Raw genomic sequence first — 26,594 nt, 5'->3', positions numbered from 1 at the left:
CCGGATATCGCTTATGCGGAGCATCTATGTCCTGGTTACTCGAAATGAAAAACATTAGCAAAACCTTCGGTGTGGTGAAGGCGATTGATAATGTCAGCCTGCGGCTGAACGCCGGGGAAGTGGTTTCCTTATGCGGAGAAAATGGCTCCGGAAAATCCACGCTGATGAAGGTACTTTGCGGAATATATCCGCACGGAAGTTATGAAGGAGAAATTATTTTTTCCGGGGAAATATTACAGCCCGGCCATATTCGCGATACCGAGCGTAAGGGGATCGCCATCATTCACCAGGAGCTGGCGCTGGTAAAACACCTGACCGTTCTGGAGAATATTTTTCTCGGCGCGGAGATCTCTCGCTACGGCTTGCTGGATTATGAAACCATGACCTTACGCTGTGAGAAACTGCTGGCTCAGGTCAATTTATCTATTTCACCCGATACCCGTGTCGGAGATTTAGGTCTCGGTCAGCAGCAACTGGTCGAAATAGCCAAAGCGCTAAATAAACAGGTGCGGCTGTTAATTCTTGATGAACCCACCGCCTCATTAACTGAACAAGAAACAGCCATTCTGCTGACTATTATTCGCGATCTGCAAAATCACGGTATCGCCTGTATTTATATTTCCCATAAACTCAATGAAGTCAAAGCCATATCAAACACCATCTGCGTGATCCGCGACGGCCAGCATATCGGCACTCGCAACGCCGATGGCATGAATGAAGATGACATCATCACCATGATGGTGGGCCGCGAGCTCACGGCACTTTATCCCAATGAAGCCCACAGCTGCGGCGATGAAATTCTGCGGGTTGAGAACTTAACCGCCTGGCACCCGGTGAATCGCCACATCAAGCGGGTCAACGACATCTCTTTCTCGCTGCGGCGCGGCGAAATTTTGGGTATTGCCGGGCTGGTCGGCGCAGGTCGTACCGAAGCAGTTCAATGCTTATTTGGCGTCTGGCCGGGCCGCTGGCAGGGAAAAATTTTTATTGATGGTCAGCAGGTAGCGATTCACAACTGCCAGCAGGCTATCGCGCTGGGCATTGCCATGGTGCCGGAGGACAGGAAAAAAGACGGTATCGTGCCAGTTATGGCGGTAGGTAAGAACATCACGCTGGCTGCCTTGAGCCAATTTACCGGCCCGCTGAGCAGCCTTGACGATGCCGGTGAGCAACACTGCATTCAGCAATCCATCCAGCGCCTGAAAATCAAAACCTCATCACCGGAACTGGCGATTGGTCGCCTGAGCGGCGGCAATCAGCAAAAGGCAATCCTCGCCCGCTGCCTGCTGCTGAATCCGCGCATTCTGATCCTCGATGAGCCCACCCGCGGCATCGACATCGGCGCTAAATACGAAATCTACAAGCTGATTAATCAGCTAGTGCAGCAGGGGATCGCCGTCATTGTCATTTCATCTGAGCTTCCCGAAGTGCTTGGGCTAAGCGACCGGGTGCTGGTAATGCATGAAGGCAAGCTGAAAGCCAATTTGATCAATCAGGACCTGACCCAGGAACAGGTGATGGAAGCCGCACTGAGGAGCGAACGCCATGTCGAAGAACACGTCGTCTGAAATAAAACTCACCCCGCCAGCTCCCGCCGCACTGTCAGGGCTAAAAGGCATGAATCTCCAGGTTTTCGTGATGATCGCCGCCATCGTGGCGATTATGCTGTTTTTCACCTGGACCACTGAAGGCGCTTATCTGAGCGCGCGCAACATCTCCAACCTGCTGCGCCAGACCGCTATCACCGGCATTCTCGCAGTCGGGATGGTGTTTGTGATTATTTCCGCCGAGATCGATCTCTCTGTCGGTTCAATGATGGGCCTGCTCGGAGGCGCGGCGGCGATTTTCGATGTCTGGCTCGGCTGGCCCCTACCGCTGACGATAGTGGTCACGCTGGCGCTGGGCCTGATACTAGGGGCCTGGAACGGTTGGTGGGTCGCCTATCGCAAAGTCCCCTCGTTTATCGTAACCCTTGCCGGAATGCTGGCGTTTCGCGGCATTCTGATCGGCATTACCAATGGAACCACCGTTTCCCCCACCAGCCCGGCAATGTCGCAAATCGGCCAGAGCTATCTCCCTGATGGCATTGGCTTCGCTATTGGCGTCGTGGGAATGGCGGCGTTTATTATCTGGCAATGGCGTGGGCGGATGCGGCGCCAGGCATTAGGCCTGACGACGCCGGCATCAACCGCAACCGTGGGTCGTCAGACTATTACCGCCGTTATCGTTTTGGGTGCAATCTGGCTGCTAAACGACTACCGCGGCGTACCGACGCCGGTACTTATCCTGGCTGCTCTGCTGCTGGTAGGCATGTTTATGGCCACGCGTACCGCTTTTGGTCGGCGCATCTACGCCATCGGCGGAAACCTGGAAGCCGCGCGCTTGTCGGGCATCAGCGTTGAACGCACCAAGCTGGCCGTATTTGCCATTAATGGCCTGATGGTAGCTATCGCCGGGCTGATCCTCAGCTCACGACTCGGAGCCGGGTCACCTTCTGCCGGAAATATTGCCGAACTGGATGCCATCGCCGCCTGCGTGATCGGCGGAACCAGCCTTGCGGGTGGCGTTGGCAGCGTCGCAGGGGCCGTTATGGGGGCATTTATCATGTCCGCGCTGGATAACGGCATGAGCATGATGGACGTCGCCACCTTCTGGCAGTACATCGTCAAAGGCGTCATTCTATTACTGGCGGTGTGGATGGATTCAGCCACTAAACGTCGAAGCTGATCGCATTAAAAATAAATATGCCCGAATTATTTGCGCTACCGCCAAACTTAGGCACAAGTAGCTTGAAATAATTCGGGCATTGGTCGGTATTGTACGACCAGCGAAAGAGACCAGGAACAACACTATGTTTGAAAAGCGTCACCGTATTACGCTGTTATTCAACGCCAACAAAGCCTACGACCGCCAGGTTGTTGAAGGCGTTGGCGAATATTTACAAGCATCGCAATTGGAATGGGACATCTTCATTGAGGAAGATTTCCGGGCGCGAATTGAAAACATTAAGGAGTGGTTAGGCGACGGCGTCATTGCCGATTACGACGACCCGGAAATTGAAAATCTGCTGATCGGCGTCGATGTTCCTATCGTCGGCGTCGGTGGCTCTTTCCATCGTCCGGAATGCTATCCGCCGGTTCACTACATCGCTACCGATAACGCCGCGCTGGTCGAAAGCGCGTTTCTCCATCTGAAAGAAAAAGGCATCAACCGCTTCGCCTTTTACGGTCTGCCCACTTCCAGCTGCAAAGGCTGGGCCGCCGAGCGCGAGCACGCGTTTTGCCAGCTGGTCGCCAGAGAAAAATATCGCGGCGTGGTGTATCAGGGTCTCGAGACAGCGCCGGAAAACTGGCAGCATGCGCAAAATCGGCTTGCCGACTGGCTACAAACATTGCCGCCGCAAACCGGAATTATCGCTGTCACCGATGCCCGCGCACGCCACGTGTTACAGGCCTGCGAGCGGCTGCATATTCCGGTCCCGGAAAAGCTGTGCGTGATTGGCATTGATAACGAAGAGCTTACCCGCTACCTGTCGCGCGTCGCTCTGTCATCCGTCGCCCAGGGCACCCGCCAGATGGGCTATCAGGCCGCGAAGCTGCTGCATCGTCTGCTGGAAAACGAAGACTTACCGTTGCAGCGGCAATTGATTCCGCCGATGCGCGTAATAGAGCGTCGTTCCACCGACTATCGTTCGCTGTCCGATCCGTCAGTTATTCAGGCAATGCACTATATCCGTAACAACGCCTGTAAAGGGATTAAGGTCGAGCAGGTGCTGGATGCCGTCGGTATCTCCCGCTCGAACCTTGAAAAGCGCTTCAAGGAGGAGGTGGGCGAGACGATTCATACGATGATCCACAGCGAAAAGTTAGAAAAAGCGCGCAGCCTGCTGGTATCGACTACGCTGTCGATTAACGAAATTTCGCAGATGTGCGGCTACCCATCGCTGCAATATTTCTATTCAGTGTTTAAGAAAGAGTACGACGTGACGCCGAAGGAGTACCGCGACCGGCACAGTGAAGTGATGATGTAGAACGCAAAGAAAAATGCCCGGGCTTGCGCACCGGGCATTAGATGACATGTATGAGCAATTACATGTGTGCGGCAATTAACCGCTGGTTATCCTGATACATCGCGAAGAGATAGTTGTTATAGCTCGACCCTTTGGTCGAATAGCCCTTCAGCTTGTGAATCATCGTGCTGGCGGTCAGCTCCTGATCGGCCTGGCGCATTTGCGCACGCGATTTACGGAACGACGAATAGGCCGGATGCGTATTCAGATTTCTCACGTAGGCCTGAACGGACTCCTCTACAGAATCAAACTGGGAGTAGCCCTTCACCGCACCGCGACAGTTTCCACCGCCACACTTCATACCAAACAGATTGTTGTTCACCCGCGCCAGCTTTGACGTTCCCCAGCCGCTTTCCGCAGCCGCCATGGTTGCTACCATGCTATTCGGAATAATGTCGACGCGCTCAAGCAGCGAATTCCATGGAATATGGCGAGTATTGCCAGACCATTTCACTTTATAGCGTGAAGCGATCTCTTTCAGGCGCGCACGCTCGCTCGGTGACCAGCGTGCATCGTACTGCTTGGTTACAAGCCAGTTACGATCGGCGGTAATCACCTGATTCTGTTTCGTAATATAAGGCATTACCGTCCGGAGAAACGCTTTTTTCCTTGGTGTCCCGGAAGGGTATTTTCGCAAATCAGGAAGTGAACTGCTCTTTACACTATTGCGAGAATACTCTTGTTTACTGCTTACCTTGCTTACTTTAACCGTACTTTTCTTCTTAACTTCTGAGGCTTTATGACTCGTTGTTGCTGTGTGTGTTGTTGCCAGCACACTACCTGAAAATAAACAGGTAAGTAACATGAGTATCGCAGCCCCATATCGTCGCATGGGAATCGATATCATTAGGTCTCCTGGTCGGATTTAATCATTCCAACACCTTGTTTTTCGCAAAAAATCGATGGTTGAATCGCGAATAGTATCAAAAATACCCAGATGACGCACCCACAGAAATAGTCCAATTCCGAAAAGCTGTCACCTGAAATCGGTTTCTGCGGCATTACAACCGCTCAAAAATGCGACAACCATCGCATTTCACGCTCATTTTTTGAGCGTGATCACTCACCCTTATTCATCCTCCCAGGAAAAGCAGAGACGGGATGAGTTCATTGGATAAGCAAACGCGCAAACTGAACAAAACACCGCACACAGGACTCCGGAATGAAACTCGCTGCGCTTGCGTCGCTGCTGTTGCCTGGGATGGCCTTCGCCGCCTGGACCACCGCAGATTTCCCCGCCTTTACCGAAGAAGGCACCGGCAGATTTATCAGTCAAAACGAGGTAGCAAAGGGTACGCGCCCTCTGCGAATTAATTTTGACCAACAGTGCTGGCAGCCCGCTGGCATCATCAAGCTCAACCAGATGCTTTCCATGGAGCCCTGTCGCGATCCAGCACCGCAGTGGCGCGTATTCCGCGATGGCCGCTATACCCTGGAAGTCGATACCCGTTCGGGCACGCCAACCCTGATGGTTTCCCTGGAGGAGAAACAGACTGCCGCCGCCGCCGCGCCGCAGCTGAAGCAGTGTCCGAAATGGGATGGCAAACCGTTGACCATCGACGTCAGTAAATCCTTCGCCGAAGGCAGTAAAGTTCGCGACTTCTATAGCGGCAATGTCGCCACCGTCAGCGGCGGTAAAATTACCCTCCAGCCCGCGTTTAACAGCAATGGCCTGCTGTTGCTTGAACGTGCAGAGACTCAAGCTGCCGCACCATTTAACTGGCACAACGCTACTGTCTATTTCGTCCTCACCGACCGCTTTGTTAACGGCAATCCGGCCAATGACAATAGCTATGGCCGCCACAAAGACGGTATGCAAGAAATCGGCACCTTCCACGGCGGCGACCTGCAAGGCTTGACCAGTAAACTTGATTATCTCCAGCAGCTCGGCGTCAACGCGCTGTGGATCAGCTCGCCGCTGGAGCAAATCCACGGCTGGGTTGGCGGCGGCACTAAGGGCGATTTCCCGCATTACGCTTATCACGGTTATTACACCCAGGACTGGACGAAACTGGACGCCAACATGGGGACGGAAGACGATTTGCGCCGTCTCGTCGATGAGGCCCATAAGCGTGGGATCCGCATTCTGTTCGACGTGGTGATGAACCATACCGGCTACGCGACTCTGGCAGACATGCAGGAGTTCCAGTTCGGTTCTTTGTACATCCAGGGCGACGAACTGAAAAAGACTTTAGGCGAGCGCTGGACCGACTGGAAGCCGCGCGCCGGTCAAAGCTGGCACAGCTTTAACGACTACATCAACTTCAGCGATAAAGCAGGATGGGAGAAATGGTGGGGTAAAAAATGGATCCGCACCGATATCGGCGACTACGACAATCCCGGGTTTGACGATCTAACCATGTCGCTGGCTTTCCTGCCTGACCTGAAAACCGAATCCACGGAGCCTTCCGGCCTGCCAAACTTCTATCACCATAAACCGGATACCGCGGCCAAAGAGATCCCCGGCTACACGCCGCGTGATTACCTGACCCACTGGCTGAGCCAATGGGTACGTGATTACGGTATTGATGGTTTCCGCGTCGATACCGCCAAACACGTTGAACAAGCCGCCTGGCAGCAGTTAAAAACTCAGGCCACGCAAGCGCTGGCAGAATGGAAAAAGGCCAACCCGGAAAAAGCGCTGGATAACGCGCCGTTCTGGATGACCGGCGAGGCATGGGGCCACGGCGTAATGCAGAGCGATTACTATCGCCACGGTTTTGACGCGATGCTGAACTTCGATTATCAGGATCAGGCGTCGAAAGCGGCAAGCTGCATGTCCACGATGGATCTGACCTGGCAACAAATGGCGGAGAAGCTCCAGGACTTCAACGTATTAAGCTATCTCTCCTCGCACGACACCAGCCTGTTCCGTGAAGGCGGCAGCACGGCGGCGGAACTGCTGCTGCTCGCGCCAGGCGCCGTGCAAATCTTCTACGGTGATGAATCCTCACGGCCGTTTGGCCCAACGGGGTCAGACCCATTGCAAGGCACGCGTTCGGATATGAACTGGCAGGATGTGAGCGGTAAAGCCGCGCGCAGCGTCACCCACTGGGAGAAACTGGGCCAGTTCCGCGCCCGCCATCCGGCGATTGGCATGGGCAAACAAACCACGCTATCGATGTCAAAAGGCTACGCTTTTATCCGCGAGAGCGGCGACGATAAGGTGATGGTGGTGTGGGCGGGCCAGCAGTAATCACATAACAGCACGCTCCCCTGATTATCAGGGGAGCGTTTTCAGGATAAATATCCAAAAAACACTTCTCTGGCAGCACAAAACAGAAATATCCTTCCAGTCCCTCGATTTGCACCCTGTCTGCGCTGGCGTTATGGTTACCCACTTTCCAGGGATACCGACAGATTAATCGCGATGACATTTTCACTTTTTGGCGACAAATTTACCCGTCATTCGGGCATCACCCGCTTGATGGAAGACCTTAATGACGGCCTGCGCACGCCGGGCGCCATCATGCTGGGCGGCGGTAATCCCGCACAGATTCCGGGAATGAATGATTACTTCCATAGCCTGCTAGCCGACATGCTGAATAGCGGCAAAGCCCTTGATGCGCTTTGTAATTATGACGGCCCGCAGGGTAAAAGCGAGCTGCTGGTCCTGCTGGCGAAAATGCTACGTGATGAACTGGGCTGGGAGATCGAGCCACAGAATATTGCACTGACAAATGGCAGTCAGAGCGCGTTTTTCTACTTGTTTAACCTCTTCGCAGGCCGTCGTGCGGATGGAACTACCCGTAAGGTGCTGTTTCCGTTGACGCCTGAGTACATCGGCTATGCCGATTCCGGCCTCGAAGAAGACCTGTTTGTCGCCACACGTCCGAACATTGAGTTGCTGCCGGAAGGCCAGTTTAAATATCACGTGGATTTCGAGCATTTGCAGGTAACGGACGAGACGGGGATGATCTGCGTTTCTCGCCCCACCAACCCGACCGGCAACGTTATTACCGACGACGAGCTGATCAAGCTGGATGCGCTGGCCAACCAGCATGGCATTCCTCTGGTTATTGATAATGCCTACGGCGTTCCGTTCCCGGGGATTATTTTCAGTGACGCCAGGCCGCTGTGGAATCCGAATATCGTCCTGTGCATGAGCCTCTCCAAGCTCGGCCTGCCGGGCAGTCGCTGCGGGATTATCATCGCCAACGAGAAAATCATCACCGCCATCAGCAATATGAACGGCATTATCAGCCTCGCCCCCGGCGGGATGGGGCCAGCCATGATGTGCGAGATGATTAAACGCAACGACCTGCTGCGCCTGTCGGAAACCGTGATTAAACCGTTCTATTTCCAGCGCGTACAGGAAACTATCGCCATTATTCGCCGCTATCTGCCGCAAGAACGCTGCCTGATCCACAAGCCGGAAGGGGCGATTTTCCTCTGGCTGTGGTTTAAGGACCTGCCGATTTCTACCGAGCTGCTGTATCAGCGCCTGAAGAAACGCGGCGTCCTGATGGTGCCGGGCGATTACTTCTTCCCGGGACTGGATAAACCCTGGCCGCACACGCATCAATGCATGCGCATGAACTACGTGCCGGACCCGGAGAAAATTGAAGTTGGCGTGAAGATTCTTGCCGAAGAAGTTGAACGCGCCTGGGGCGAGCAGGACGCGTAATGACGCGTCAGGCGACCCGACATTGAGGGATATTCCCCGGGGGCGGCGCTTGATGCGCCTTGCCCGGGCTACGAGTCCGGGCGGGACCGTGCGGCTTGTGGTTCGGTAGCCCGGACAGGTGCGCCAGCACCGCCTCCGGGGAACACGCTACATCGCCAACGCCGTCCGTCGGCGGCGCTCGGCGCTTATTCTTTCCAGCTCCACCGGCTCCATGCAATGCAGCGCCTGAGTCGGGCATGCCGCCACGCAGGCAGGGCCCTCTTCGCGATGGCTGCACAAATCGCACTTCAACGCCTGTACGCCATCATCCACCAGCATCACGGTCATTGCGCCGTAGGGACACGCTATCATGCAGCTTTTGCATCCGATGCAGCGCCGCTGATCCACACGCCAGACTGAGTTTTCACGGCGGATAGCGCCTTCAGGACAAACATTCGCGCAGGGTGCATCCTCGCACTGGCGGCACAGCGTTGCCGTCGAGATATCGTCATTTTTCACCACGCGGATCCGCGGCGCAAAGTGCGTGGCGGAGACACCAGAACAGTCCTGGTCCTGCTGATGGGACACCACGCAGGCGACTTCACAGGTACGGCAGCCAATGCATTTTTGCGCATCTGCGATAATAAACCGGTTCATCCTTGCTCCATTGGAAATAAAAATGCAGGTTGCCAGAAAAAGCCGGTCCCGCGCCTTGATCCTGAATGGAGTCAGCGGCTTTTTTTATCAGATATCCGCAACGATCTGGGCATTTGCCTTAATTTTCGCGCACGGAAAACCCCAGTTCACGGGAAATAGCCTCTGCCGTATCGCGCAGCGGCTTCAGCAAATTCTTTTCTCCAACCTGCTTAAGGCGCGATGTCGATAGAGAAATGGAGATAGCGTAAGGCACCCTTCGATGAATATCGAAAACCGGCACCGCCAGACAGGAAACGCCTAACTCATTCTCTTCCCTGTCCATTGCCATATTACGCTCGCGGATCTGCGCCAGTTCATCATGCATCGCAGGCAGGCCGGTAATGGTATTACGGGTCAACGGCTGAATAATGTCCTGATGAGTATTCCAGTAGCTCTCAACATAATCAGGATGACCAAACGCCATGTAGATCTTGCCCATCGCCGAGCAGTACAACGGCATATGCTGACCAATGTAGGCGCGAGTGCGCAGCATACCGGTCGTCGGTTCTAGCTTATAAATCAAAATAGCATGATCATCTTCACGGCTGGAAAAGTTCACCGTCTCACCGGTCGCCAGGTTGAGCGCCTCAAGGTGTGGTGCCGCGACGTGGATGATATTGAGCGATGACAAGGCCTTCTGACCGACAGCAATAAACTTCGTTGTCAGGCGATAGCTCCCCGCAGCCGGGGCCGGCGTCACGTATCCGCAAGATTGCAGCCCCTGCAATAAACGATGGACAGTACTTTTGTTCAACCCTGCCAACTCCGACAGGTGCGCCAACGGGCAACCGTTCGGGTAATTACTGAGGATCTCAATCAGCATCAAACCGCGGAACAGACTCTGACTTCCCGCAGGCCTCTCTTTATCTTGCGTCATTTCGCACTCTTTTGTGACCATCGCTTCCGCTCCACTTTTTCGTCGCGCTCTGATGGTAGCGCAAAGTGTGTTTCAGTTCACGATCTCGACAGATAATTTATAATCATTTGATTTTATAATATTTTTTAAATCAATGAACAGATTGCTTTGTGAAAAACCTATCGTTATATTTGAAATCAGATTTCGCATATTGAAATTTAAAGTTCAATAAGTACTCCAAAAACGTGCCGGGAGCCCATTATGATGACGGAAAAAACGGCCATACCGCCCCTGCTATCTATGCGTCATATCGTCAAACGCTTTGGCGGTAATGTCGCCGTTAATGATGTCAGCCTGGACATCTACCCAGGCCAGGTTGTTGCCTTGTTAGGTGAAAACGGTGCGGGGAAATCAACGCTTATCAAAATTCTGGCCGGAGTCTACTCACGCGACAGCGGCGAAATTAAATTTAACGGCGCACCTATCGACTCTGCCGCCGCAATTAAAAAAGGCAATCAACAGCCGATCGCCTTTATTCACCAGGACTTAGGGCTGGTTGAGTGGATGACCGTCGCCGAAAACATGGCCATGGTGATGGGCTTTCCACGCCGCTTTGGCCTGATCGACTGGCAAAAAACGCGTGAACAGGCCAAAGCAGCGCTGGAAGGGATCGGCATCGATCTTGATCCTGACGATCACGTATTCGATCTATCGCGCACGGAGAAATCGCTGCTGGCAATTGCACGTGCGGTTGCCGTAGAAGCCTCCGTCTTAGTCCTCGATGAACCCACTGCGTCACTGCCTGCCGATGATGTTCGTCACCTTTTTCGCGTCATGAACGTACTGCGGGAAAAGCAGGTCGGTATGATTTACATCACCCACCGCCTGGATGAAGTCATGGAGATGGCCGACAGCGTCTGTGCCATGCGCGATGGTTGCTATGCCGGCGGTGGAGATATTGCCCATTACACATTACGCAGCCTGGTGGAACTGATCGTAGGCGAAGCGTTACGTGATAAGCAGCGTTTGCCCCTACCTGACAGCACGGCCCCGACGCTATTGAAACTGGAAAACGTCTGCGTCGGCGATACCGGCCCGGTATCCTTTTCCCTGCGCGCAGGTGAAATGGTCGCTCTGGCGGGATTACGCGGCGCGGGCCAGGAAGAAATCGGTCGTTTACTCTTTGCCTGCCGCACCGCAAGCCATGGCGTAATTGAACTCTGCAATACGCCATACCGCGCATCAACGCCAGGAGAAGCGATGTCGGCAGGCGTCTCCTTCGTGGCGGGCGATCGTCTTGGAGAAAGCCTGGTCCCCGGCATGATGGTGCGCGAAAACTTGTTTCTTAATCCCTGCAAACACGGGCATTCAGCCTGGTCTCGCTATAACGAACAACGAGAAGCGCCGCTAAGTTGGGAAAAAATAGCTCAGTTCGATGTGCGCCCGGCACAAATCAATATTGAGATTAGCGCCCTGTCAGGCGGGAATCAGCAGAAGGTCGTTATGGCACGCTGGCTGTCATTAAATGCGCCACTGCTTATTCTGGAAGATCCCTCTGCCGGGGTTGACGTTGGTGCCCGCGCTGAAATCTACGATTTACTTAATGCAGCCTTAGAAAAAGGCGTCGCCATTCTGGTTATCTCTAACGACCTGGAAGAGGTGGCGCATATCTGTAACCGCGCACTGGTATTTAATCGCGGCAAAATTGTCGGTGAACTCATTAATCAGGATGTCACCTTCGCAAAATTACTGGAGCTTGCCTCCGGCAGCGGCACAGCACATTAACCAGGGTGTGAATCATGGCTAAAACATCAATGAAATCAACGGCGCTTGAATCTCGCGTCTCATTACAAGAACACGGTTTTTTACCGTGGCTGGGTCAGTTCTCAACCCGTTACGGACTACCGGTGATTTGTATTTTACTGATTGCTCTGTTTTCTCTGACAACGCCCTCTTTCGCGTCGTTATTAACGCTTCAGGCTATTCTCGACAGTAAATCCAAAATAGCCCTGCTCGCGCTTGCCGCCACCATCCCCATGATTGTGGGCAAAATAGACCTGAACGTCGGTTTCGGTATCGTGCTCTGGCATATCCTCGCGATCACGCTGCAAGTGGAATACGGTTTTTCCTGGCCGATGGCGGTGCTCATCGTACTGATACTTTCCGCACTCTATGGCTTGCTGAACGGCATCCTTGTTGCTCTGGCGGATATCGACAGTTTTGTCGCGACGCTCGGATCCGGGACGGTGCTTTACGCCATTGCGCTTTGGCACTCCGGCGGACGGCAAATCGTCGGCGATCTTCCGGATGCGTTTATTGCCCTTCATCACACAGATGTGTTTGGTATCCCTATTGTCGCGTTTTATGTGCTATTCGCTGCCATTGTGTTGTGGATAGTCACGGAACATACCCCGATTGGGCGATGCATGTACGCCGTAGGCGGTAACCCTGTTGCAGCAGCGCTCAATGGAATTGCCGTTAACCGCTACACCATCGGGGCATTCATTACTTCCAGCACGCTTACCGGGTTCACCGGTGTGATCATCGCCGCCGAACAGGGTGTTGGACAGGCCAGCGTAGGGATGGACTATCTGCTTCCTGCTTTGGTCGGCGCTTTTCTTGGCAGTACAACCATTCGTCCCGGACGCGTTAACGTCTGGGGAACTGTTGTCGGAATCGCCGTGCTGGCGATTGGCATCGCCGGGATTCAGCAATTTGGTGGCGCATTCTGGGTCGAGCCGCTGTTTAACGGCGCAACGCTACTCTTCTCCATCACGCTGGCAGGCTACGCACAGCGCCGCCGCGCTCAGAGCAAAAAATTAATCCAGCGACCACAACCGGGCCCAAACTCCACAGTTGGCGAAAAAATCACACACTGAAGGAACTGAAAATGAACAAAAAAATAGTTTCTTACTTCCTGGCGACGGGACTGTTAATCACCTCCAGCGCAAGTCTTGCTGAAGACGCCTTCGTTGAGCAGGCCAAAGCCGTCATTGCTAAAGCGACCTCCCCGGTTACAGATTGGGATGGGCCGACGCAGGGTCCGAAATTACAGGCGAATAAAAAAATCATTTTTATCGCCTCGGACATGAAAAATGGCGGCGTACTTGGCGTGAAAGAGGGCTTAGCCGAGGCCGCCAGGGCAGCGGGCTGGTCGCTGGACGTACTGGATGGCGCGGGGTCAGTTAAAGACCAGTTGGCGGCATTAAATCAGGCCATTGCCCGTAAACCTGATGGCATCGTCATCGGCGGATGGAACCCTAACGTAGCAAAAATCCCGCTGAAGAAAGCCGTAAGAGAAGGCATTATTCTTACCGCCTGGCACGCCGTACCGGCCCCCGGTCCGGTGCCTTCGTACAACATTTTTTATAATGTCACCTCTGACTCTAACGAGGTGTCGCGCATGGCTGCTTTGTATGCCGTTGCGCAATCAAACGGCACGGCAAAAGTGCTGATCTTCACGGATTCTCTCTACCAAATCGCGCTGGATAAAGCGAATGCCATGAAAGAGGTCATCAACCAGTGCCAGGGCTGTAAAGTCGTGGAGTTTATTGATACACCGCTTGCCGATACGTCAAATCGTATGCCCGGCATGACCTATAGCCTGATACAAAAATATGGCGATGATTTTCAGTATTCACTGGCAATAAACGATCTCTATTTTGACTTTATGGCCCCCGCACTGCAAAGCACCAACAAAGGCAGCAAGGGCACGCCACCGTTCAACATCTCTGCCGGGGATGGCTCAGTTACCGCTTACCAGCGCGTGCGGGATGACAGAAGTCAGATTGCTACCGTACCCGAGCCATTAAAACTGCATGGTTGGCAATTACTGGATGAATTCAACCGTGCATTTGCCGGGGAGAAGCCGTCAGGCTATATCACTCCAGCACATCTGGTCACCAAAGAGAATATAAATGCCGACGGTGGCCAGAAAAACGAATTTGACCCGGGCAACGATTACCGCACGCATTACAAAGCCATATGGGGCGTGAAATAAATGACGGCTTATACCTTCCACTGCCCTGATAGCGTGGAGCGTCTCTGCTCTCCCGCCATCTGGGCTGAAGGACCGGTGTGGCTTCCAGCACAGCAGCGTCTGGTTTTCAGCGATGTTAAAGGAAACCGGATGTTCAGTTGGGATGACCTACATGGCGTCAGTCTGTTTCGCGCCGAGTCCCATTTTGCCAATGGGAACGCGCTTGATGGGCGAGGAGGAATCATTACCTGTGAGCATGGTCGCCGCGGTATTAGTCGTACTGACGCCGATGGCACCTGCTCGATGCTGGTCGATAAAATCGAAGGGCGTCGGTTTAATTCCCCCAACGATGTCGCTATCCGTCAGGATGGCTCGATTTGGTTCACCGATCCCCCCTACGGCATTACCAGCAACGAAGAGGGGTATCGCGCTGAAAGCCAGGTCATTGGTTGTTATGTGTACCGATTTGATCCAACCAGCGAGAAGGTTGCCATCGCCATTTGCGACACACAGCGACCAAACGGGATAGCCTTTTCGCCTGATGACCGCTGGCTTTATATCGCCGATATGTCGGTGATTGATTTCCCGCAGCAGGGTCGCCGCGAGATACGAGCTTATAGGCTGACAGGTGATTACGCCCTGTTTTCACACGTTATCGCCCAGATTACCCCAGGTATTCCGGACGGTTTTTGTGTCGACAGGACGGGCAATATCTACTGCAGCTGTGAAGATGGTGTTCTGATCCTTTCACCACAAGGATCTCTGCTGGAAAAAATCGCCATTCCGGAGCGCGTCTCAAACTGTACCTTTGGTGGAAAGGACAATAGTGAGCTGTACATTACGGCGACTACATCGCTGTATCGCGTAGCTATCAACACAGCCAACGCCCGCTAGTAGATCAGCAAAATGCGTGCCGACATAACATCTGTCAGCATTTTTTTGTCCCTGAATAAATATTTTTGGAACCACATTTTACTATGTGAAACAAACAAAAACCCAACGGAGATGACGTATGTTACTTAGTTTTGCAGACCTGAAGAATGAGTTTGCCCGCGTCCTGACGGCCCGGGGCGTGGCAGCCGAAACCGCTGACACCTGCGCGGAGATGTTCGCACGCACCACCGAATCAGGCGTCTATTCCCATGGCGTAAACCGCTTCCCGCGCTTTATTCAGCAACTGGAAAACGGCGATATTATTCCTGACGCGCAGCCAGAACGCATCACCACGCTGGGCGCGATAGAACAGTGGGATGCCCAGCGTTCTATCGGTAACCTCACCGCCCAAAAGATGATGGACAGAGCCATCGAACTGGCTGCCGACCACGGTATTGGGCTGGTCGCAGTACGCAACGCCAACCACTGGATGCGCGGCGGCAGCTATGGCTGGCAAGCGGCAGAAAAAGGCTACATTGGCATTTGCTGGACCAACTCCATTGCGGTGATGCCACCGTGGGGAGCGAAAGAGTGTCGCATCGGTACCAACCCGCTGATCGTTGCCATCCCGTCGACGCCAATCACCATGGTTGATATGTCGATGTCGATGTTCTCCTACGGCATGCTGGAAGTTAACCGTCTCGCTGGTCGTAAACTTCCGGTTGATGGGGGTTTTGATGACGATGGCAACTTAACCAAAGAACCTGGCGTAATTGAAAAAAACAGGCGCATTCTGCCGATGGGATACTGGAAAGGCTCCGGCATGTCTATCGTGCTGGACATGATAGCGACGCTACTTTCCGATGGCGCATCGGTTGCTGAGGTTACCGAAGATAACAGCGATGAATACGGCATCTCACAGATTTTCATCGCTATCGAAGTTGATAAGTTAATTGACGGCACGACCCGCGACGCCAAGCTGCAACGCATCATGGACTTTATCACCACCGCCGAACGCGCCGATGAAAACGTCGCAGTCCGCCTGCCAGGCCATGAGTTCACTCGCTTGTTAGAGGAGAATCGCCGCAACGGTATCACCGTTGATGACAGCGTATGGGCGAAGATCAAAGCTCTGTAGGGAGAAACATCATGATTTTTGGTCATATTTCACAGCCGAATCCCTGCCGACTTCCGGCAGCGATTGAAAAAGCGCTCAACTTCCTGCGTACCACCGATTTTCAGACGCTGAAGCCGGGAGTGGTTGAAATTGAAGGGAGGACCATTTACGCGCAAATACTCGATCTCACCACCCGACCCTATACGGAAATATCACCAGAAGTCCATCGCCAGTATCTGGATGTTCAATTTATGGCGTGGGGTGAAGAAAAAATCGGGCTGGCTATCGATACCGGAAATAACGAAATTAGCGAGTCGCTTCTGGAACAGCGCGACATTATTTACTATCACGACAGTGAACATGAATCTTTTTTTGAAATGATACCAGGCAGCTACGCCATCTTTTTTCCACAAGATGTACATCGCCCCGGCTGTAATAAAAAAGAAGCAACGGCAATAAGGAAAGTTGTGGTCAAAATAGCGCTAACTGCGCTGAATTAATACAACTTCTATTCAGGAGCGGTAAATGAAAATGAATCATACCGGCTTTATAATCGGTGCGTACCCCTGTGCGCCCTCATTTCACCAACAAAATGAAAAGCTGGAGATGGAATTCTGGCGACAGCTTGCTGACACGCCGCATATCCGCGGTCTGGAACAGCCGTGCCTGGAAAATCTTCACCCCTATGGTGATGAGTGGTTATTACGCCACACTCCAGCAGAGTGGCAAATTGTGGTGACTGCGATTATGGAAACCATGCGCCGTCGCGGTGAAAACGGTGGCTTTGGCCTGGCCTCCAGCGATGAAACCCAGCGTAAAACCTGCGTCGATTACTATCGCCACCTGTATCAGAAGATTAATAAACTCAATGCCAACAGCGCCGGGAAGTTCATCGCCCTTGAGCTGCATGCCGCACCGCTGGCAGGTAATCCGAACGTGGCTCAGGCCACCGATGCCTTTGCCCGCTCACTGAAAGAGATTGCCGGTTGGGATTGGTCCTGCGATCTGGTACTGGAACATTGCGATGCCATGACCGGCACCACTCCCCGTAAGGGATTCCTGCCATTAGAAAACGTGCTGGAAGTCATCGCTGACTATGACATTAGCGTCTGCATTAACTGGGCGCGTTCGGCGATTGAAGGCCGGAATACATCGTTGCCGCTACAGCATGCGTTAATCGCTCAACGCGCAGGTAAATTACATGGGCTGATGTTCTCCGGTACCACGCAAACAGGGGATTACGGTGAATGGCAAGATCTTCACGCTCCCTTTGCCCCTTTCTGCCCGGAAAGCATCATGACGCTCGACCATATTAAAGAATTATTGAATATAGCACCGCCATCTGCATTACATTTTTCCGGTATTAAGCTGTTGGAAATAGATGCTAATGCTGATGTCCAGCATCGTATAGAGATATTACGCGATGGTATTTCTTTAATGGGAAAAGCATATCAAGAGCGCTCTTAGTATTGCTCTCTTGCCGCTTTAATTCACGTTCTCACTAACAGAAAAATAGTTTGAAGGAACGCTAATGAAGAGAATACTCGAAGCCATTCTCGCAATCATAATTGCAGTGCTATCCTGCATTGTTTTCATTAATATCATTTTACGCTATGGTTTTCACACCAGCATATTATCAGTAGATGAGTTATCTCGTTTCCTGTTCGTCTGGCTGACCTTTATTGGTGCGATAGTGGCCTTTATGGATGGTAGCCATGTGCAGGTTTCCTTTCTGGTCGAAAAGCTCTCGCCGAATAATCAGCGACGCATGGCGATATTAACCCACTCGCTCGTCCTACTCCTCTGCCTTGCGCTTGCTGTAGGGTCCACAAAAAAAACGCTCCAGGACTGGAGCGACCTCTCTCCAATTCTGGGTTTACCGGTTGGTTTGATGTATGCCGCAGCCCTTCCCACCAGCCTGGTTATCGCGCTGCTTGAGATTCGTCATTTATATCGCCTGATAACGCGCGCCTCCCCAACCCAGCAGCCACCGCAAGGAGTCTGATAATGACCGTAGTAATATTTCTTGTCAGCTTGTTAGGCTCAATTGCGATTGGTGTGCCGATTGCGTGGTCACTGCTGATGTGCGGCGTGGCGCTGATGTTCTGGATGGATATCTTTGACGTACAAATCCTCGCCCAGACGTTGGTCAACGGAGCCGACAGCTTCTCTCTGCTGGCGATTCCTTTCTTTATACTGGCCGGCGAGATAATGAACGCGGGCGGCTTGTCGCAGCGTATTGTCGATCTCCCGATGAAGCTGGTTGGACATAAAGCCGGTGGTCTGGGCTATGTCGGCGTATTAGCTGCAATGATCATGGCGAGCCTTTCCGGCTCTGCGGTAGCGGATACAGCCGCCGTCGCTGCGCTACTGATTCCCATGATGCGCCAGGCCAACTACCCTGTAAACCGCGCCGCGGGACTTATCGGTTCTGGCGGAATTATTGCCGCAATTATCCCACCATCCATCCCGTTAATTATCTTCGGCGTTTCCAGCGGATTATCCATCAGCAAGCTATTTATGGCCGGAATAGCGCCGGGCATCATGATGGGTGTGACGTTAATGCTCACCTGGTGGTGGCAGGCCAGCCGACTCAATCTGCCCCGCCAGCCCAAAGCCTCCATGCGGGAAGTTTGGCAGTCATTAAAATCCGGGATTTGGGCGCTATTCTTACCCGTGATTATTATTGGTGGTTTCCGTTCAGGCTTATTCACCCCAACGGAAGCGGGTGCCGTCGCAGCTTTCTACGCCCTATTTGTTGCTGTCGTTATATACCGCGAAATGACCTTCGCTACGCTTTATCGTGTTCTGGTTGGTGCCGCTAAAACCACTTCTGTTGTTATGTTTTTAGTTGCCGCTGCCGCCGTTTCCGCATGGCTTATTACCATTGCAGAACTTCCAATGATGGTCTCTGATTTGCTACAGCCATTAGTGGATTCTCCGCGACTGTTATTTATCGTCATTATGCTGGCTATTATGATGATAAGTACCGTAATGGACCTGACCCCAACCGTGTTAATTCTTACGCCGGTATTAATGCCGTTAGTCAGAGAAGCCGGAATAGACCCTATCTATTTCGGTATCATGTTTATTATCAACTGCTCAATTTCTCTTATTACTCCTCCCGTCGGTAACGTCCTCAACGTTATCTGCGGTGTCGCAAAACTCAAATTTGATGATGCTGTAAAAGGCGTTGCGCCTTACGTCATGGTTTTGTTCATGCTTCTGGGCCTATTTATTTTTATTCCAGAGCTGATTACCACACCTCTCAAATGGATGAGCTAAAAAGGAAAATATAATGAAACTACGTTCTGTTACCTACACGTTATTAATGGCTGGTCTGGTTACATTCACGATGTCATCTCAGGCAGCACAATCCTTACGTTTTGGTTATGAAACCTCACAAACGGACTCGCAGCATATTGCGGCGAAAAAATTCAATGAGCTCTTAAAAGAAAAAACCAATGGCGAGTTGGTTTTAAAACTCTTTCCAGACAGTACGCTGGGTAATGCGCAGGCGATGATCAGCGGCGTGCGTGGCGGCATGATCGACATGGAAATGTCCGGCTCAAATAACTTTGCCGGCCTGGCTCCGGTGATGAATCTGCTGGATGTCCCTTTCCTGTTCCGCGATACCGCGCACGCGCACAAAACGCTTGATGGCAAAGTCGGTGATGAGCTGAAAAAAGATCTCGAACCCAAGGGATTAAAAGTGCTGGCCTACTGGGAAAACGGTTGGCGCGATGTCACCAACTCTCGTCTGCCAGTGAAAACACCAGCCGATTTGAAAGGCTTAAAAATCCGTACTAACAACAGCCCAATGAATATTGCCGCATTTAGAATATTCGGTGCTAATCCCATTCCGATGCCGTTTGCCGAAGTCTATACCGGCCTCGAAACCCGTACGATTGATGCCCAGGAACATCCTATCAACGTGGTGTGGTCAGCGAAATTCTATGAGGTACAGAAATACCTCTCCCTCACTCATCACGCTTATTCACCTCTACTGGTAGTGATCAATAAATCTAAATTCGACTCCCTGAGCCCAACCATCCAGGAAGCGCTGCTGAGCTCTGCCAAAGAAGCGGGTGACTACCAGCGCAAGCTGGTCGCCGAAGATCAGCAAAAAATTATCGATGGAATGAAAGAAGCTGGGGTTGAAGTCCTGACCGACATCGACCGTAAAGCCTTTAGTGACGCACTCGGTACTCAGGTACGCGATATGTTCCTGAAAGACAATCCGCAGGGTGCTGACCTCCTGAAAGCCGTGGATGAGGTGCAATAAAGATGAGCAACTACTGGCTGGGGTTAGATTGTGGTGGGAGTTGGCTAAAAGCCGGATTGTACGATGGCGCAGGCCGGGAAGTAGCTGTGCAACGCCTGCCGCTGCACGCTTTAAGCCCGCAGCCAGGCTGGGTTGAACGCGATATGACCGAACTGTGGCAACAATGCGGCTCGGTCATCAACAAACTGCTGGTGCACACGGGGGTGAACGGTTCACAAATCCGCGGCCTGGGTATTTCAGCTCAGGGGAAAGGCCTATTTTTGTTAGATAAAAGCGATCGGCCATTAGGTAAAGCGATACTCTCTTCCGATCGTCGCGCTATGGAAATTGTCCAGCGCTGGCAAAAAGAGGCGATTCCCCAAAAACTCTATCCGCTGACTCGACAAACCCTCTGGACCGGACATCCGGTCTCCCTTTTACGCTGGATTAAAGACAACGAGCCGCAGCGCTATGCACAGATTGGCTGCGTGATGATGACGCATGACTATCTGCGCTGGTGCTTAACTGGCGTAAAGGGCTGCGAGGAGAGCAATATCTCCGAGTCCAATCTCTACAACATGGCGACGGGTCAGTACGACCCGCGCCTGACCGAATGGCTGGGCATCAGCGAAATCAACGGCGCACTGCCACCCATCGTCGGCTCAGCAGAAATATGCGGGGAAATCACCGCTCAGGCAGCCGCCATCACTGGTCTGGCGGCGGGCACCCCCGTCGTCGGCGGCCTGTTTGACGTGGTTTCCACCGCACTCTGCGCCGGTATTGAAGATGAATACACCCTCAATGCAGTAATGGGTACCTGGGCCGTCACCAGCGGAATAGCTCACGGCCTGCGCGAGCATGAGGCCCATCCTTACGTCTATGGCCGCTACGTCAATGACGGGCAGTACATCGTTCACGAAGCCAGCCCGACCTCTTCCGGCAACCTGGAGTGGTTCACCGCCCAGTGGGGGGAGATCTCTTTCGATGAAATTAATCAGGCCGTTGCCAGCCTGCCAAAAGCGAGCAGTGAGCTCTTTTTTCTGCCGTTTTTGTACGGCAGCAACGCCGGGCTGGAGATGACCTGCGGTTTTTACGGCATGCAGGCGCTGCACACCCGTGCTCATCTGCTGCAGGCGGTTTATGAAGGCGTGGTGTTCAGCCACATGACCCACCTCAACCGCATGCGTGAACGCTTTACCGAGGTTCACACCCTGCGCGTCACCGGCGGCCCGGCGCACTCCGACGTCTGGATGCAGATGCTGGCGGACGTCAGCGGCCTGCGCATCGAACTGCCGCAGGTGGAGGAGACTGGCTGCTTTGGCGCGGCCCTCGCCGCCCGCGTCGGCACCGGTGTATATCGCGATTTCAGCGATGCCCAACGCGACCTGCAGCACCCGGTGCGCACGCTGCTACCGGACATGACCGCGCACGCCCTCTATCAGCGTAAATACCGCCAATACCAGGATTTGATTACCGCACTACAGGGCTATCACGCCCGTATTAAGGAGCACGCATTATGAGCCGACCATTACTGCAACTGGCGCTCGACCACACCAGCCTGGAAGCAGCCCAGCGCGATGTCGCCCTGCTACAGGATCATGTCGATATCGTTGAGGCCGGGACCATTCTCTGTTTAACCGAAGGCCTTCGCGCGGTGAACGCCCTGAGAGCGCAGTGCCCGGAAAAAATCATTGTCGCCGACTGGAAGGTTGCCGATGCCGGTGAAACCCTGGCGCAGCAGGCTTTTGGCGCTGGCGCCAACTGGATGACTATCATCTGCGCCGCACCGCTCGCCACGATCGAGAAAGGCCACGCCGTCGCCCAGGACTGCGGCGGTGAAATTCAAATGGAACTGTTCGGCAACTGGACGCTGGACGACGCCCGAGACTGGTATCGCGTCGGGGTTCGCCAGGCGATTTACCACCGCGGACGCGATGCGCAGGCCAGCGGACAGCAGTGGGGCGAAGCGGATCTGGCACGTATGAAAGCATTGTCCGACATCGGCCTTGAACTATCGATTACCGGCGGCATTACCCCCGCCGATCTGCCACTGTTTCGCGACATTAACGTCAAGGCATTTATCGCCGGGCGCGCGCTGGCAGGTGTCGCCCATCCGGCGCAGGTCGCCGCCGAATTCCACGCCCAAATTGACGCTATCTGGGGAGAACAGCATGCGTAATCATCCATTAGGTATTTACGAGAAAGCACTGGCGAAAGACCTCAGTTGGCCGGAGCGGCTGGTGCTGGCAAAAAGCTGCGGCTTTGATTTTGTCGAGATGTCGGTGGACGAAACTGATGAACGCTTGTCTCGTCTGGAGTGGACGCCGGCCCAGCGCGCATCGCTGGTGAGCGCGATGCTGGAAAGCGGCGTCGCCATCCCATCCATGTGCCTATCCGCCCATCGTCGCTTCCCTTTCGGCAGCCGCGATGAAGCGGTTCGCGAACGAGCGCGGGAGATCATGACCAAAGCCATTCGCCTGGCACGCGATCTCGGTATCCGCACCATCCAGTTGGCAGGTTACGACGTCTATTACGAAGAGCACGACGAAGGCACCCAGCAACGTTTCGCCGAAGGGCTGGCCTGGGCGGTGGAACAAGCCGCAGCGGCTCAAGTGATGCTGGCGGTGGAGATCATGGATACCGCCTTTATGAACTCCATCAGCAAGTGGAAAAAGTGGGACGAGATGCTGTCGTCACCATGGTTCACGGTCTATCCGGACGTCGGCAACCTCAGCGCCTGGGGGAACGATGTAACCGCCGAGCTGGAACTGGGCATCGACCGTATCGCCGCAATCCATCTGAAAGACACGCTGCCAGTGACCGGCGATAGCCCCGGACAGTTCCGCGACGTGCCGTTTGGCGAAGGATGTGTTGATTTTGTCGGCATTTTTAAAACGCTGCATGAGCTGAATTATCGCGGTTCATTTTTGATTGAGATGTGGACGGAGAAAGCCAGCGAGCCGGTGCTGGAAATTATCCAGGCCCGCCGCTGGATTGAATCACGGATGCAGGAAGGAGGTTTCACATGTTAGAGCAACTGAAAGCCGAGGTGCTGGCGGCAAACCTGGCGCTTCCGGCGCACGGGCTGGTCACCTTTACCTGGGGCAACGTCAGCGCGGTCGATGAGACGCGCAAGCTGATGGTCATCAAGCCTTCCGGCGTTGAATATGAGGTGATGACCGCCGCCGATATGGTGGTGGTAGAGATCGCCAGCGGTAAGGTCGTCGAAGGCAACAAAAAACCGTCGTCCGATACCGCGACCCATCTGGCACTCTATCGCCGCTATCCGCAGATCGGTGGGATCGTACATACCCATTCCCGCCATGCGACGATCTGGTCGCAGGCCGGGCTCGATCTGCCCGCCTGGGGCACCACCCACGCCGACTATTTCTATGGCGCAATCCCCTGCACCCGGCTGATGACCGTTGAGGAAATTAACGGTGAGTATGAGTATCAAACCGGCGAGGTGATTATTAAAACCTTTGAAGAGCGCGGTCTGGATCCGGCGCAAATCCCGGCGGTGTTAGTTCATTCACACGGTCCGTTTGCCTGGGGTAAAGATGCCGCTGACGCCGTGCACAACGCCGTGGTCCTTGAGGAGTGCGCCTATATGGGGCTGTTCTCACGCCAGCTGGCCCCGCAGCTGCCGGATATGCAGTCTGAACTGCTCGATAAACACTATCTGCGTAAACACGGTGCAAATGCCTATTATGGGCAAAACTAACGCCCGGCAATCCGGGGATGTCTATGACTGAAATATCGCGCGGACTTTCCCCGGGGGCGGCGCTTAACGCGCCTTGCCCGGGCTACGGGTTCGTGCGGTTTTGTAGCCCGTACAGGTGCGCAGCACCGCCTCCGGGAAACCACAAGCCTCCGCGAGGCTGGTAGCCCGGATAAGGCGTCAGCCGCAATCCGGGGATGTCTCTTACTGAAATATTGCGTGGACTTTCCCGGGCTACAAAACCGGGCACGCCGGGTTGTTGCAGACTTAACTCTCTTTAGCCGGTTTTATTGGCGGCAGGGCGCGATTCACCGGAACAGGAAGCCAAGCACGAATCAATAACCCACCGCGCTCGCTGGAGCCCAGCTCCAGCTTGCCGTTATGGTTATCGACAATACGCTGGACGATAGCTAACCCCAGGCCCGTTCCGCTGATGGTGCGGGCGCTGTCACCACGAACGAACGGCTGGAACAGATGCTCACGTTGCTCTGGTTTAATGCCCGGACCGTCATCCTCAACCTGAAACCATGCCCGACCACCTTCGCTCCCGCTACTGACTTTAATCCAGCCGTTACCATAGCGGGCGGCGTTCACGACCATATTGGCCAGCGCGCGCTTGATAGACAGCGGATGTATCCGCAGCGGAATTTCACCAGCCTGCAGGTTGGTGTCGATTTCACGCTCGTAGCCGCTTTCAGCCGCAATCACTTCACCCAACACCGAGTTAAGGTCCGCCAGTTCCATCGGCATCTCCTGGCCAGTGCGCAGGTAGTCGATAAACTGCTCGATGATGGCGTTGCACTCTTCAATATCTTTATTAATCGACTCGGCGAGGTAACCGTCCTCTTCGCCCATCATCTCCGTCGCCAGACGGATGCGCGTCAGCGGCGTACGCAGATCGTGACTCACCCCAGCCATCAATAGCGTGCGGTCATCCGCCAGCTGTTTGACGCCCGCCGCCATATGGTTAAAGGCGCGGGTTACCGAACGCACTTCCGATGCGCCGTATTCGCGCAACGGTGGAGGAATAATGCCTCGCCCGACCTGAAGCGCTGCGTGCTCCAGGTCGACAAGAGGTCGGTTCTGAATTCGAATAAAGAGCCAGGCGCCGCCAATCGCCAACAGCATAATCGCCAGGGTATAGCGGAACAGCGGCGAGAAGTCGCCCTGATGGATTTCGGTCAGCGGGACGCGCACCCAGATATTGGGCGAGAGCCAGGTTTTCAGCCAGACCACGGGGGAGCTTTTATTCACCTCAACCCGCACTTCGGTCGGCCCGCCCAGCTGATGCGCCATCTGCTGACTTAAGAATTCGTAATGCTGCGCCCAGCGCAGGCCTGCGTCTTCCGCCGCTTCATTGGAATAAAGCGAAATGCCCAGCTCGCGGTAAATCTCGCGCCGAAACGCCGGCGGCACCACCAGTTGGGTGCCATCTTCCAGTTGTAGCTTATCGGTCATCAGCATACGGACTTCGTAGGCCAGAACCTTATTAAACTGCTGAAGACTCGGCAGGATCGCGAAATTCAGCACCACTAAATAGGTCGTCACCAGGCTGACGAACAGCAAGGTGACAATCAGTAGCAGAGTGCGGGCAAATGAGCTTCGCGGCGAAAAGCGCACGCGTTTCATGCCTTAGCGCCGTCCGGTACGAAGACGTAGCCCAGGCCCCAAACGGTCTGGATATAGCGTGGATGTGCTGGATCTTCTTCCACCATGCGGCGCAGGCGGGAGATTTGTACGTCGATGGAACGCTCCATTGCCGAGTACTCACGGCCACGGGCGAGGTTCATCAGCTTATCGCGGGACAGCGGCTCGCGCGGGTGGCTAACCAGCGCTTTCAGCACCGCGAATTCACCGCTGGTCAGCGGCATCGGCTCATCTTCACGGAACATCTCGCGAGTGCCGAGGTTCAGTTTGAACTTACCGAAGGCGATAACCGCTTCTTCTTGTGACGGTGCACCCGGCAATTCGTTGGCCTGGCGGCGCAGCACGGCGCGGATACGGGCCAGCAGTTCACGTGGGTTAAACGGTTTTGGAATGTAGTCGTCAGCGCCGATTTCCAGGCCAACGATACGATCAACTTCTTCCCCTTTTGCCGTCACCATAATGATCGGCATCGGGTTGCTTTGGCTACGCAGGCGACGGCAAATGGACAGGCCATCTTCGCCAGGCAGCATGAGATCCAACACCATCAGGTGGAAGGACTCGCGGGTCAGCAGGCGATCCATCTGTTCAGCGTTCGCCACGCTACGAACCTGGAAGCCCTGCTCGGTCAGATAACGTTCGAGTAGCGCACGCAGGCGCATGTCGTCATCGACAACCAGAATCTTATAATTCTCTTGCATTGTTTATACTCCCAAAGGTTCACTGCATTTGTCAGTGCGTATTCTCAAAAAAGCCCGGGTCGCTCACC

The 26,594-nt window shown here is 53.9% G+C and carries 24 protein-coding genes; 19 read left to right on the top strand and 5 right to left on the bottom strand.

Annotated elements, in window-relative coordinates; all coding sequences use genetic code 11:
* Positions 1-26: 26 nt before the first annotated feature.
* From ACMYSL_RS01160 to xylR, 3 genes are all read left to right on the top strand, one after another.
* Positions 27-1,568 carry a xylose ABC transporter ATP-binding protein gene (locus ACMYSL_RS01160; protein ID WP_182235274.1) on the top strand — a complete coding sequence of 514 codons (1,542 nt, stop codon included), beginning with the start codon at positions 27-29 and terminating at the stop codon, positions 1,566-1,568.
* Positions 1,546-2,727 (top strand): xylose ABC transporter permease XylH, encoded by a 1,182-nt coding sequence (gene xylH / locus ACMYSL_RS01155; RefSeq protein WP_182235275.1) that lies wholly within the window; start codon positions 1,546-1,548, stop codon positions 2,725-2,727. The genes ACMYSL_RS01160 and xylH overlap by 23 nt, the downstream gene beginning before the upstream one ends.
* Positions 2,728-2,851: 124 nt before the next feature.
* The gene (xylR, locus tag ACMYSL_RS01150; protein ID WP_182235276.1) at positions 2,852-4,030 is read left to right on the top strand and encodes a D-xylose utilization transcriptional activator XylR; all 1,179 of its coding nucleotides are present in this window, start codon (positions 2,852-2,854) and stop codon (positions 4,028-4,030) included.
* A 58-nt stretch (positions 4,031-4,088) separates the two neighbouring features.
* On the opposite strand, the gene ACMYSL_RS01145 is transcribed toward xylR, so the two are convergent.
* Complete coding sequence (locus ACMYSL_RS01145) at positions 4,089-4,916, bottom strand: protein bax (protein ID WP_181484483.1); 828 nt, start codon at positions 4,914-4,916, stop codon at positions 4,089-4,091.
* 315 nt (positions 4,917-5,231) lie between these two features.
* Between ACMYSL_RS01145 and ACMYSL_RS01140 the strand changes: the two genes are divergently transcribed.
* Together ACMYSL_RS01140 and avtA are read left to right on the top strand one after the other, a co-directional pair.
* Complete coding sequence (locus tag ACMYSL_RS01140; RefSeq protein ID WP_434661157.1) at positions 5,232-7,265, top strand: alpha-amylase; 2,034 nt, start codon at positions 5,232-5,234, stop codon at positions 7,263-7,265.
* 174 nt (positions 7,266-7,439) lie between these two features.
* Positions 7,440-8,696 (top strand): valine--pyruvate transaminase, encoded by a 1,257-nt coding sequence (gene avtA, locus ACMYSL_RS01135; protein ID WP_434661156.1) that lies wholly within the window; start codon positions 7,440-7,442, stop codon positions 8,694-8,696.
* Positions 8,697-8,843: 147 nt separating this feature from the next.
* On the opposite strand, the gene ACMYSL_RS01130 is transcribed toward avtA, so the two are convergent.
* Together ACMYSL_RS01130 and yiaJ are read right to left on the bottom strand one after the other, a co-directional pair.
* A complete protein-coding gene (locus ACMYSL_RS01130; RefSeq protein ID WP_181484480.1) occupies positions 8,844-9,332 on the bottom strand; it encodes a 4Fe-4S binding protein in 489 nt (162 codons plus the stop codon).
* Positions 9,333-9,450: 118 nt separating this feature from the next.
* Positions 9,451-10,269, bottom strand: a complete 819-nt coding sequence (gene yiaJ / locus ACMYSL_RS01125) for an IclR family transcriptional regulator YiaJ (RefSeq protein ID WP_182235279.1) — start codon at positions 10,267-10,269, stop codon at positions 9,451-9,453.
* 222 nt (positions 10,270-10,491) lie between these two features.
* Between yiaJ and ACMYSL_RS01120 the strand changes: the two genes are divergently transcribed.
* The 14 genes from ACMYSL_RS01120 (at position 10,492) to araD (ending at position 24,184) form a co-directional block, all read left to right on the top strand.
* Complete coding sequence (locus tag ACMYSL_RS01120) at positions 10,492-12,012, top strand: sugar ABC transporter ATP-binding protein (protein WP_434664333.1); 1,521 nt, start codon at positions 10,492-10,494, stop codon at positions 12,010-12,012.
* 14 nt (positions 12,013-12,026) lie between these two features.
* Positions 12,027-13,106, top strand: a complete 1,080-nt coding sequence (locus tag ACMYSL_RS01115; protein WP_110276267.1) for an ABC transporter permease — start codon at positions 12,027-12,029, stop codon at positions 13,104-13,106.
* 11 nt (positions 13,107-13,117) lie between these two features.
* Positions 13,118-14,227, top strand: coding sequence for an ABC transporter substrate-binding protein (locus ACMYSL_RS01110; RefSeq protein ID WP_434661155.1), 1,110 nt, complete (start codon positions 13,118-13,120; stop codon positions 14,225-14,227).
* On the top strand, positions 14,228-15,100 hold the full coding sequence (locus ACMYSL_RS01105; RefSeq protein WP_434661154.1) for an SMP-30/gluconolactonase/LRE family protein: 873 nt from the start codon (positions 14,228-14,230) through the stop codon (positions 15,098-15,100).
* Positions 15,101-15,218: 118 nt separating this feature from the next.
* Entirely contained in the window at positions 15,219-16,217 is a 999-nt protein-coding gene (gene yiaK / locus ACMYSL_RS01100) for a 3-dehydro-L-gulonate 2-dehydrogenase (RefSeq protein WP_434661153.1), read from the top strand.
* Between the two features lie 11 nt (positions 16,218-16,228).
* On the top strand, positions 16,229-16,696 hold the full coding sequence (locus ACMYSL_RS01095; RefSeq protein WP_434661152.1) for a YhcH/YjgK/YiaL family protein: 468 nt from the start codon (positions 16,229-16,231) through the stop codon (positions 16,694-16,696).
* A 31-nt stretch (positions 16,697-16,727) separates the two neighbouring features.
* The gene (locus tag ACMYSL_RS01090) at positions 16,728-17,663 is read left to right on the top strand and encodes a DUF4862 family protein (protein ID WP_434664330.1); all 936 of its coding nucleotides are present in this window, start codon (positions 16,728-16,730) and stop codon (positions 17,661-17,663) included.
* Between the two features lie 64 nt (positions 17,664-17,727).
* Positions 17,728-18,201 (top strand): 2,3-diketo-L-gulonate TRAP transporter small permease YiaM, encoded by a 474-nt coding sequence (gene yiaM, locus ACMYSL_RS01085; protein WP_434661151.1) that lies wholly within the window; start codon positions 17,728-17,730, stop codon positions 18,199-18,201.
* Between the two features lie 2 nt (positions 18,202-18,203).
* Positions 18,204-19,481: a 2,3-diketo-L-gulonate TRAP transporter large permease YiaN gene (yiaN, locus tag ACMYSL_RS01080; RefSeq protein WP_434661150.1), complete on the top strand. Its 1,278-nt coding sequence runs from the start codon at positions 18,204-18,206 to the stop codon at positions 19,479-19,481.
* A gap of 13 nt (positions 19,482-19,494) precedes the next feature.
* Complete coding sequence (yiaO, locus tag ACMYSL_RS01075; RefSeq protein WP_434661149.1) at positions 19,495-20,481, top strand: 2,3-diketo-L-gulonate TRAP transporter substrate-binding protein YiaO; 987 nt, start codon at positions 19,495-19,497, stop codon at positions 20,479-20,481.
* Positions 20,482-20,483: 2 nt separating this feature from the next.
* Positions 20,484-21,980 (top strand): FGGY-family carbohydrate kinase, encoded by a 1,497-nt coding sequence (locus tag ACMYSL_RS01070; RefSeq protein WP_434661148.1) that lies wholly within the window; start codon positions 20,484-20,486, stop codon positions 21,978-21,980.
* A complete protein-coding gene (gene ulaD / locus ACMYSL_RS01065) occupies positions 21,977-22,639 on the top strand; it encodes a 3-keto-L-gulonate-6-phosphate decarboxylase UlaD (RefSeq protein ID WP_434661147.1) in 663 nt (220 codons plus the stop codon). Before ACMYSL_RS01070 ends, ulaD begins: the two co-directional genes overlap by 4 nt.
* Positions 22,632-23,492, top strand: coding sequence for an L-ribulose-5-phosphate 3-epimerase (locus ACMYSL_RS01060; protein ID WP_434661146.1), 861 nt, complete (start codon positions 22,632-22,634; stop codon positions 23,490-23,492). The genes ulaD and ACMYSL_RS01060 overlap by 8 nt, the downstream gene beginning before the upstream one ends.
* Positions 23,486-24,184, top strand: coding sequence for an L-ribulose-5-phosphate 4-epimerase (gene araD / locus ACMYSL_RS01055; protein WP_434661145.1), 699 nt, complete (start codon positions 23,486-23,488; stop codon positions 24,182-24,184). Before ACMYSL_RS01060 ends, araD begins: the two co-directional genes overlap by 7 nt.
* Before the next feature lie 264 nt (positions 24,185-24,448).
* On the opposite strand, the gene envZ is transcribed toward araD, so the two are convergent.
* Positions 24,449-25,810, bottom strand: a complete 1,362-nt coding sequence (gene envZ / locus ACMYSL_RS01050; RefSeq protein ID WP_304254138.1) for a two-component system sensor histidine kinase EnvZ — start codon at positions 25,808-25,810, stop codon at positions 24,449-24,451.
* On the bottom strand, positions 25,807-26,526 hold the full coding sequence (ompR, locus tag ACMYSL_RS01045; protein WP_006177890.1) for an osmolarity response regulator transcription factor OmpR: 720 nt from the start codon (positions 26,524-26,526) through the stop codon (positions 25,807-25,809). The genes envZ and ompR overlap by 4 nt, the downstream gene beginning before the upstream one ends.
* Positions 26,527-26,594 lie beyond the last annotated feature (68 nt).

This window comes from Klebsiella sp. MISC125, from assembly GCF_051131775.1.
GTDB lineage: Bacteria > Pseudomonadota > Gammaproteobacteria > Enterobacterales > Enterobacteriaceae > Klebsiella.
The sequence above is the reverse complement of the archived record's forward strand: the minus strand, read 5'-3'. Positions and strand labels throughout refer to the sequence as shown.

What these genes read in the sequence shown, in the direction of transcription:
- ACMYSL_RS01160 (WP_182235274.1), top strand. Translation starts at nt 27, where the DNA reads ATGTCCTGGTTACTCGAAATGAAAAACATTAGCAAAACCTTCGGTGTG.
- xylH (WP_182235275.1), top strand. Translation starts at nt 1,546, where the DNA reads ATGTCGAAGAACACGTCGTCTGAAATAAAACTCACCCCGCCAGCTCCC.
- xylR (WP_182235276.1), top strand. Translation starts at nt 2,852, where the DNA reads ATGTTTGAAAAGCGTCACCGTATTACGCTGTTATTCAACGCCAACAAA.
- ACMYSL_RS01145 (WP_181484483.1), bottom strand. Translation starts at nt 4,916, where the DNA reads ATGATATCGATTCCCATGCGACGATATGGGGCTGCGATACTCATGTTA.
- ACMYSL_RS01140 (WP_434661157.1), top strand. Translation starts at nt 5,232, where the DNA reads ATGAAACTCGCTGCGCTTGCGTCGCTGCTGTTGCCTGGGATGGCCTTC.
- avtA (WP_434661156.1), top strand. Translation starts at nt 7,440, where the DNA reads ATGACATTTTCACTTTTTGGCGACAAATTTACCCGTCATTCGGGCATC.
- ACMYSL_RS01130 (WP_181484480.1), bottom strand. Translation starts at nt 9,332, where the DNA reads ATGAACCGGTTTATTATCGCAGATGCGCAAAAATGCATTGGCTGCCGT.
- yiaJ (WP_182235279.1), bottom strand. Translation starts at nt 10,269, where the DNA reads ATGGTCACAAAAGAGTGCGAAATGACGCAAGATAAAGAGAGGCCTGCG.
- ACMYSL_RS01120 (WP_434664333.1), top strand. Translation starts at nt 10,492, where the DNA reads ATGACGGAAAAAACGGCCATACCGCCCCTGCTATCTATGCGTCATATC.
- ACMYSL_RS01115 (WP_110276267.1), top strand. Translation starts at nt 12,027, where the DNA reads ATGGCTAAAACATCAATGAAATCAACGGCGCTTGAATCTCGCGTCTCA.
- ACMYSL_RS01110 (WP_434661155.1), top strand. Translation starts at nt 13,118, where the DNA reads ATGAACAAAAAAATAGTTTCTTACTTCCTGGCGACGGGACTGTTAATC.
- ACMYSL_RS01105 (WP_434661154.1), top strand. Translation starts at nt 14,228, where the DNA reads ATGACGGCTTATACCTTCCACTGCCCTGATAGCGTGGAGCGTCTCTGC.
- yiaK (WP_434661153.1), top strand. Translation starts at nt 15,219, where the DNA reads ATGTTACTTAGTTTTGCAGACCTGAAGAATGAGTTTGCCCGCGTCCTG.
- ACMYSL_RS01095 (WP_434661152.1), top strand. Translation starts at nt 16,229, where the DNA reads ATGATTTTTGGTCATATTTCACAGCCGAATCCCTGCCGACTTCCGGCA.
- ACMYSL_RS01090 (WP_434664330.1), top strand. Translation starts at nt 16,728, where the DNA reads ATGAATCATACCGGCTTTATAATCGGTGCGTACCCCTGTGCGCCCTCA.
- yiaM (WP_434661151.1), top strand. Translation starts at nt 17,728, where the DNA reads ATGAAGAGAATACTCGAAGCCATTCTCGCAATCATAATTGCAGTGCTA.
- yiaN (WP_434661150.1), top strand. Translation starts at nt 18,204, where the DNA reads ATGACCGTAGTAATATTTCTTGTCAGCTTGTTAGGCTCAATTGCGATT.
- yiaO (WP_434661149.1), top strand. Translation starts at nt 19,495, where the DNA reads ATGAAACTACGTTCTGTTACCTACACGTTATTAATGGCTGGTCTGGTT.
- ACMYSL_RS01070 (WP_434661148.1), top strand. Translation starts at nt 20,484, where the DNA reads ATGAGCAACTACTGGCTGGGGTTAGATTGTGGTGGGAGTTGGCTAAAA.
- ulaD (WP_434661147.1), top strand. Translation starts at nt 21,977, where the DNA reads ATGAGCCGACCATTACTGCAACTGGCGCTCGACCACACCAGCCTGGAA.
- ACMYSL_RS01060 (WP_434661146.1), top strand. Translation starts at nt 22,632, where the DNA reads ATGCGTAATCATCCATTAGGTATTTACGAGAAAGCACTGGCGAAAGAC.
- araD (WP_434661145.1), top strand. Translation starts at nt 23,486, where the DNA reads ATGTTAGAGCAACTGAAAGCCGAGGTGCTGGCGGCAAACCTGGCGCTT.
- envZ (WP_304254138.1), bottom strand. Translation starts at nt 25,810, where the DNA reads ATGAAACGCGTGCGCTTTTCGCCGCGAAGCTCATTTGCCCGCACTCTG.
- ompR (WP_006177890.1), bottom strand. Translation starts at nt 26,526, where the DNA reads ATGCAAGAGAATTATAAGATTCTGGTTGTCGATGACGACATGCGCCTG.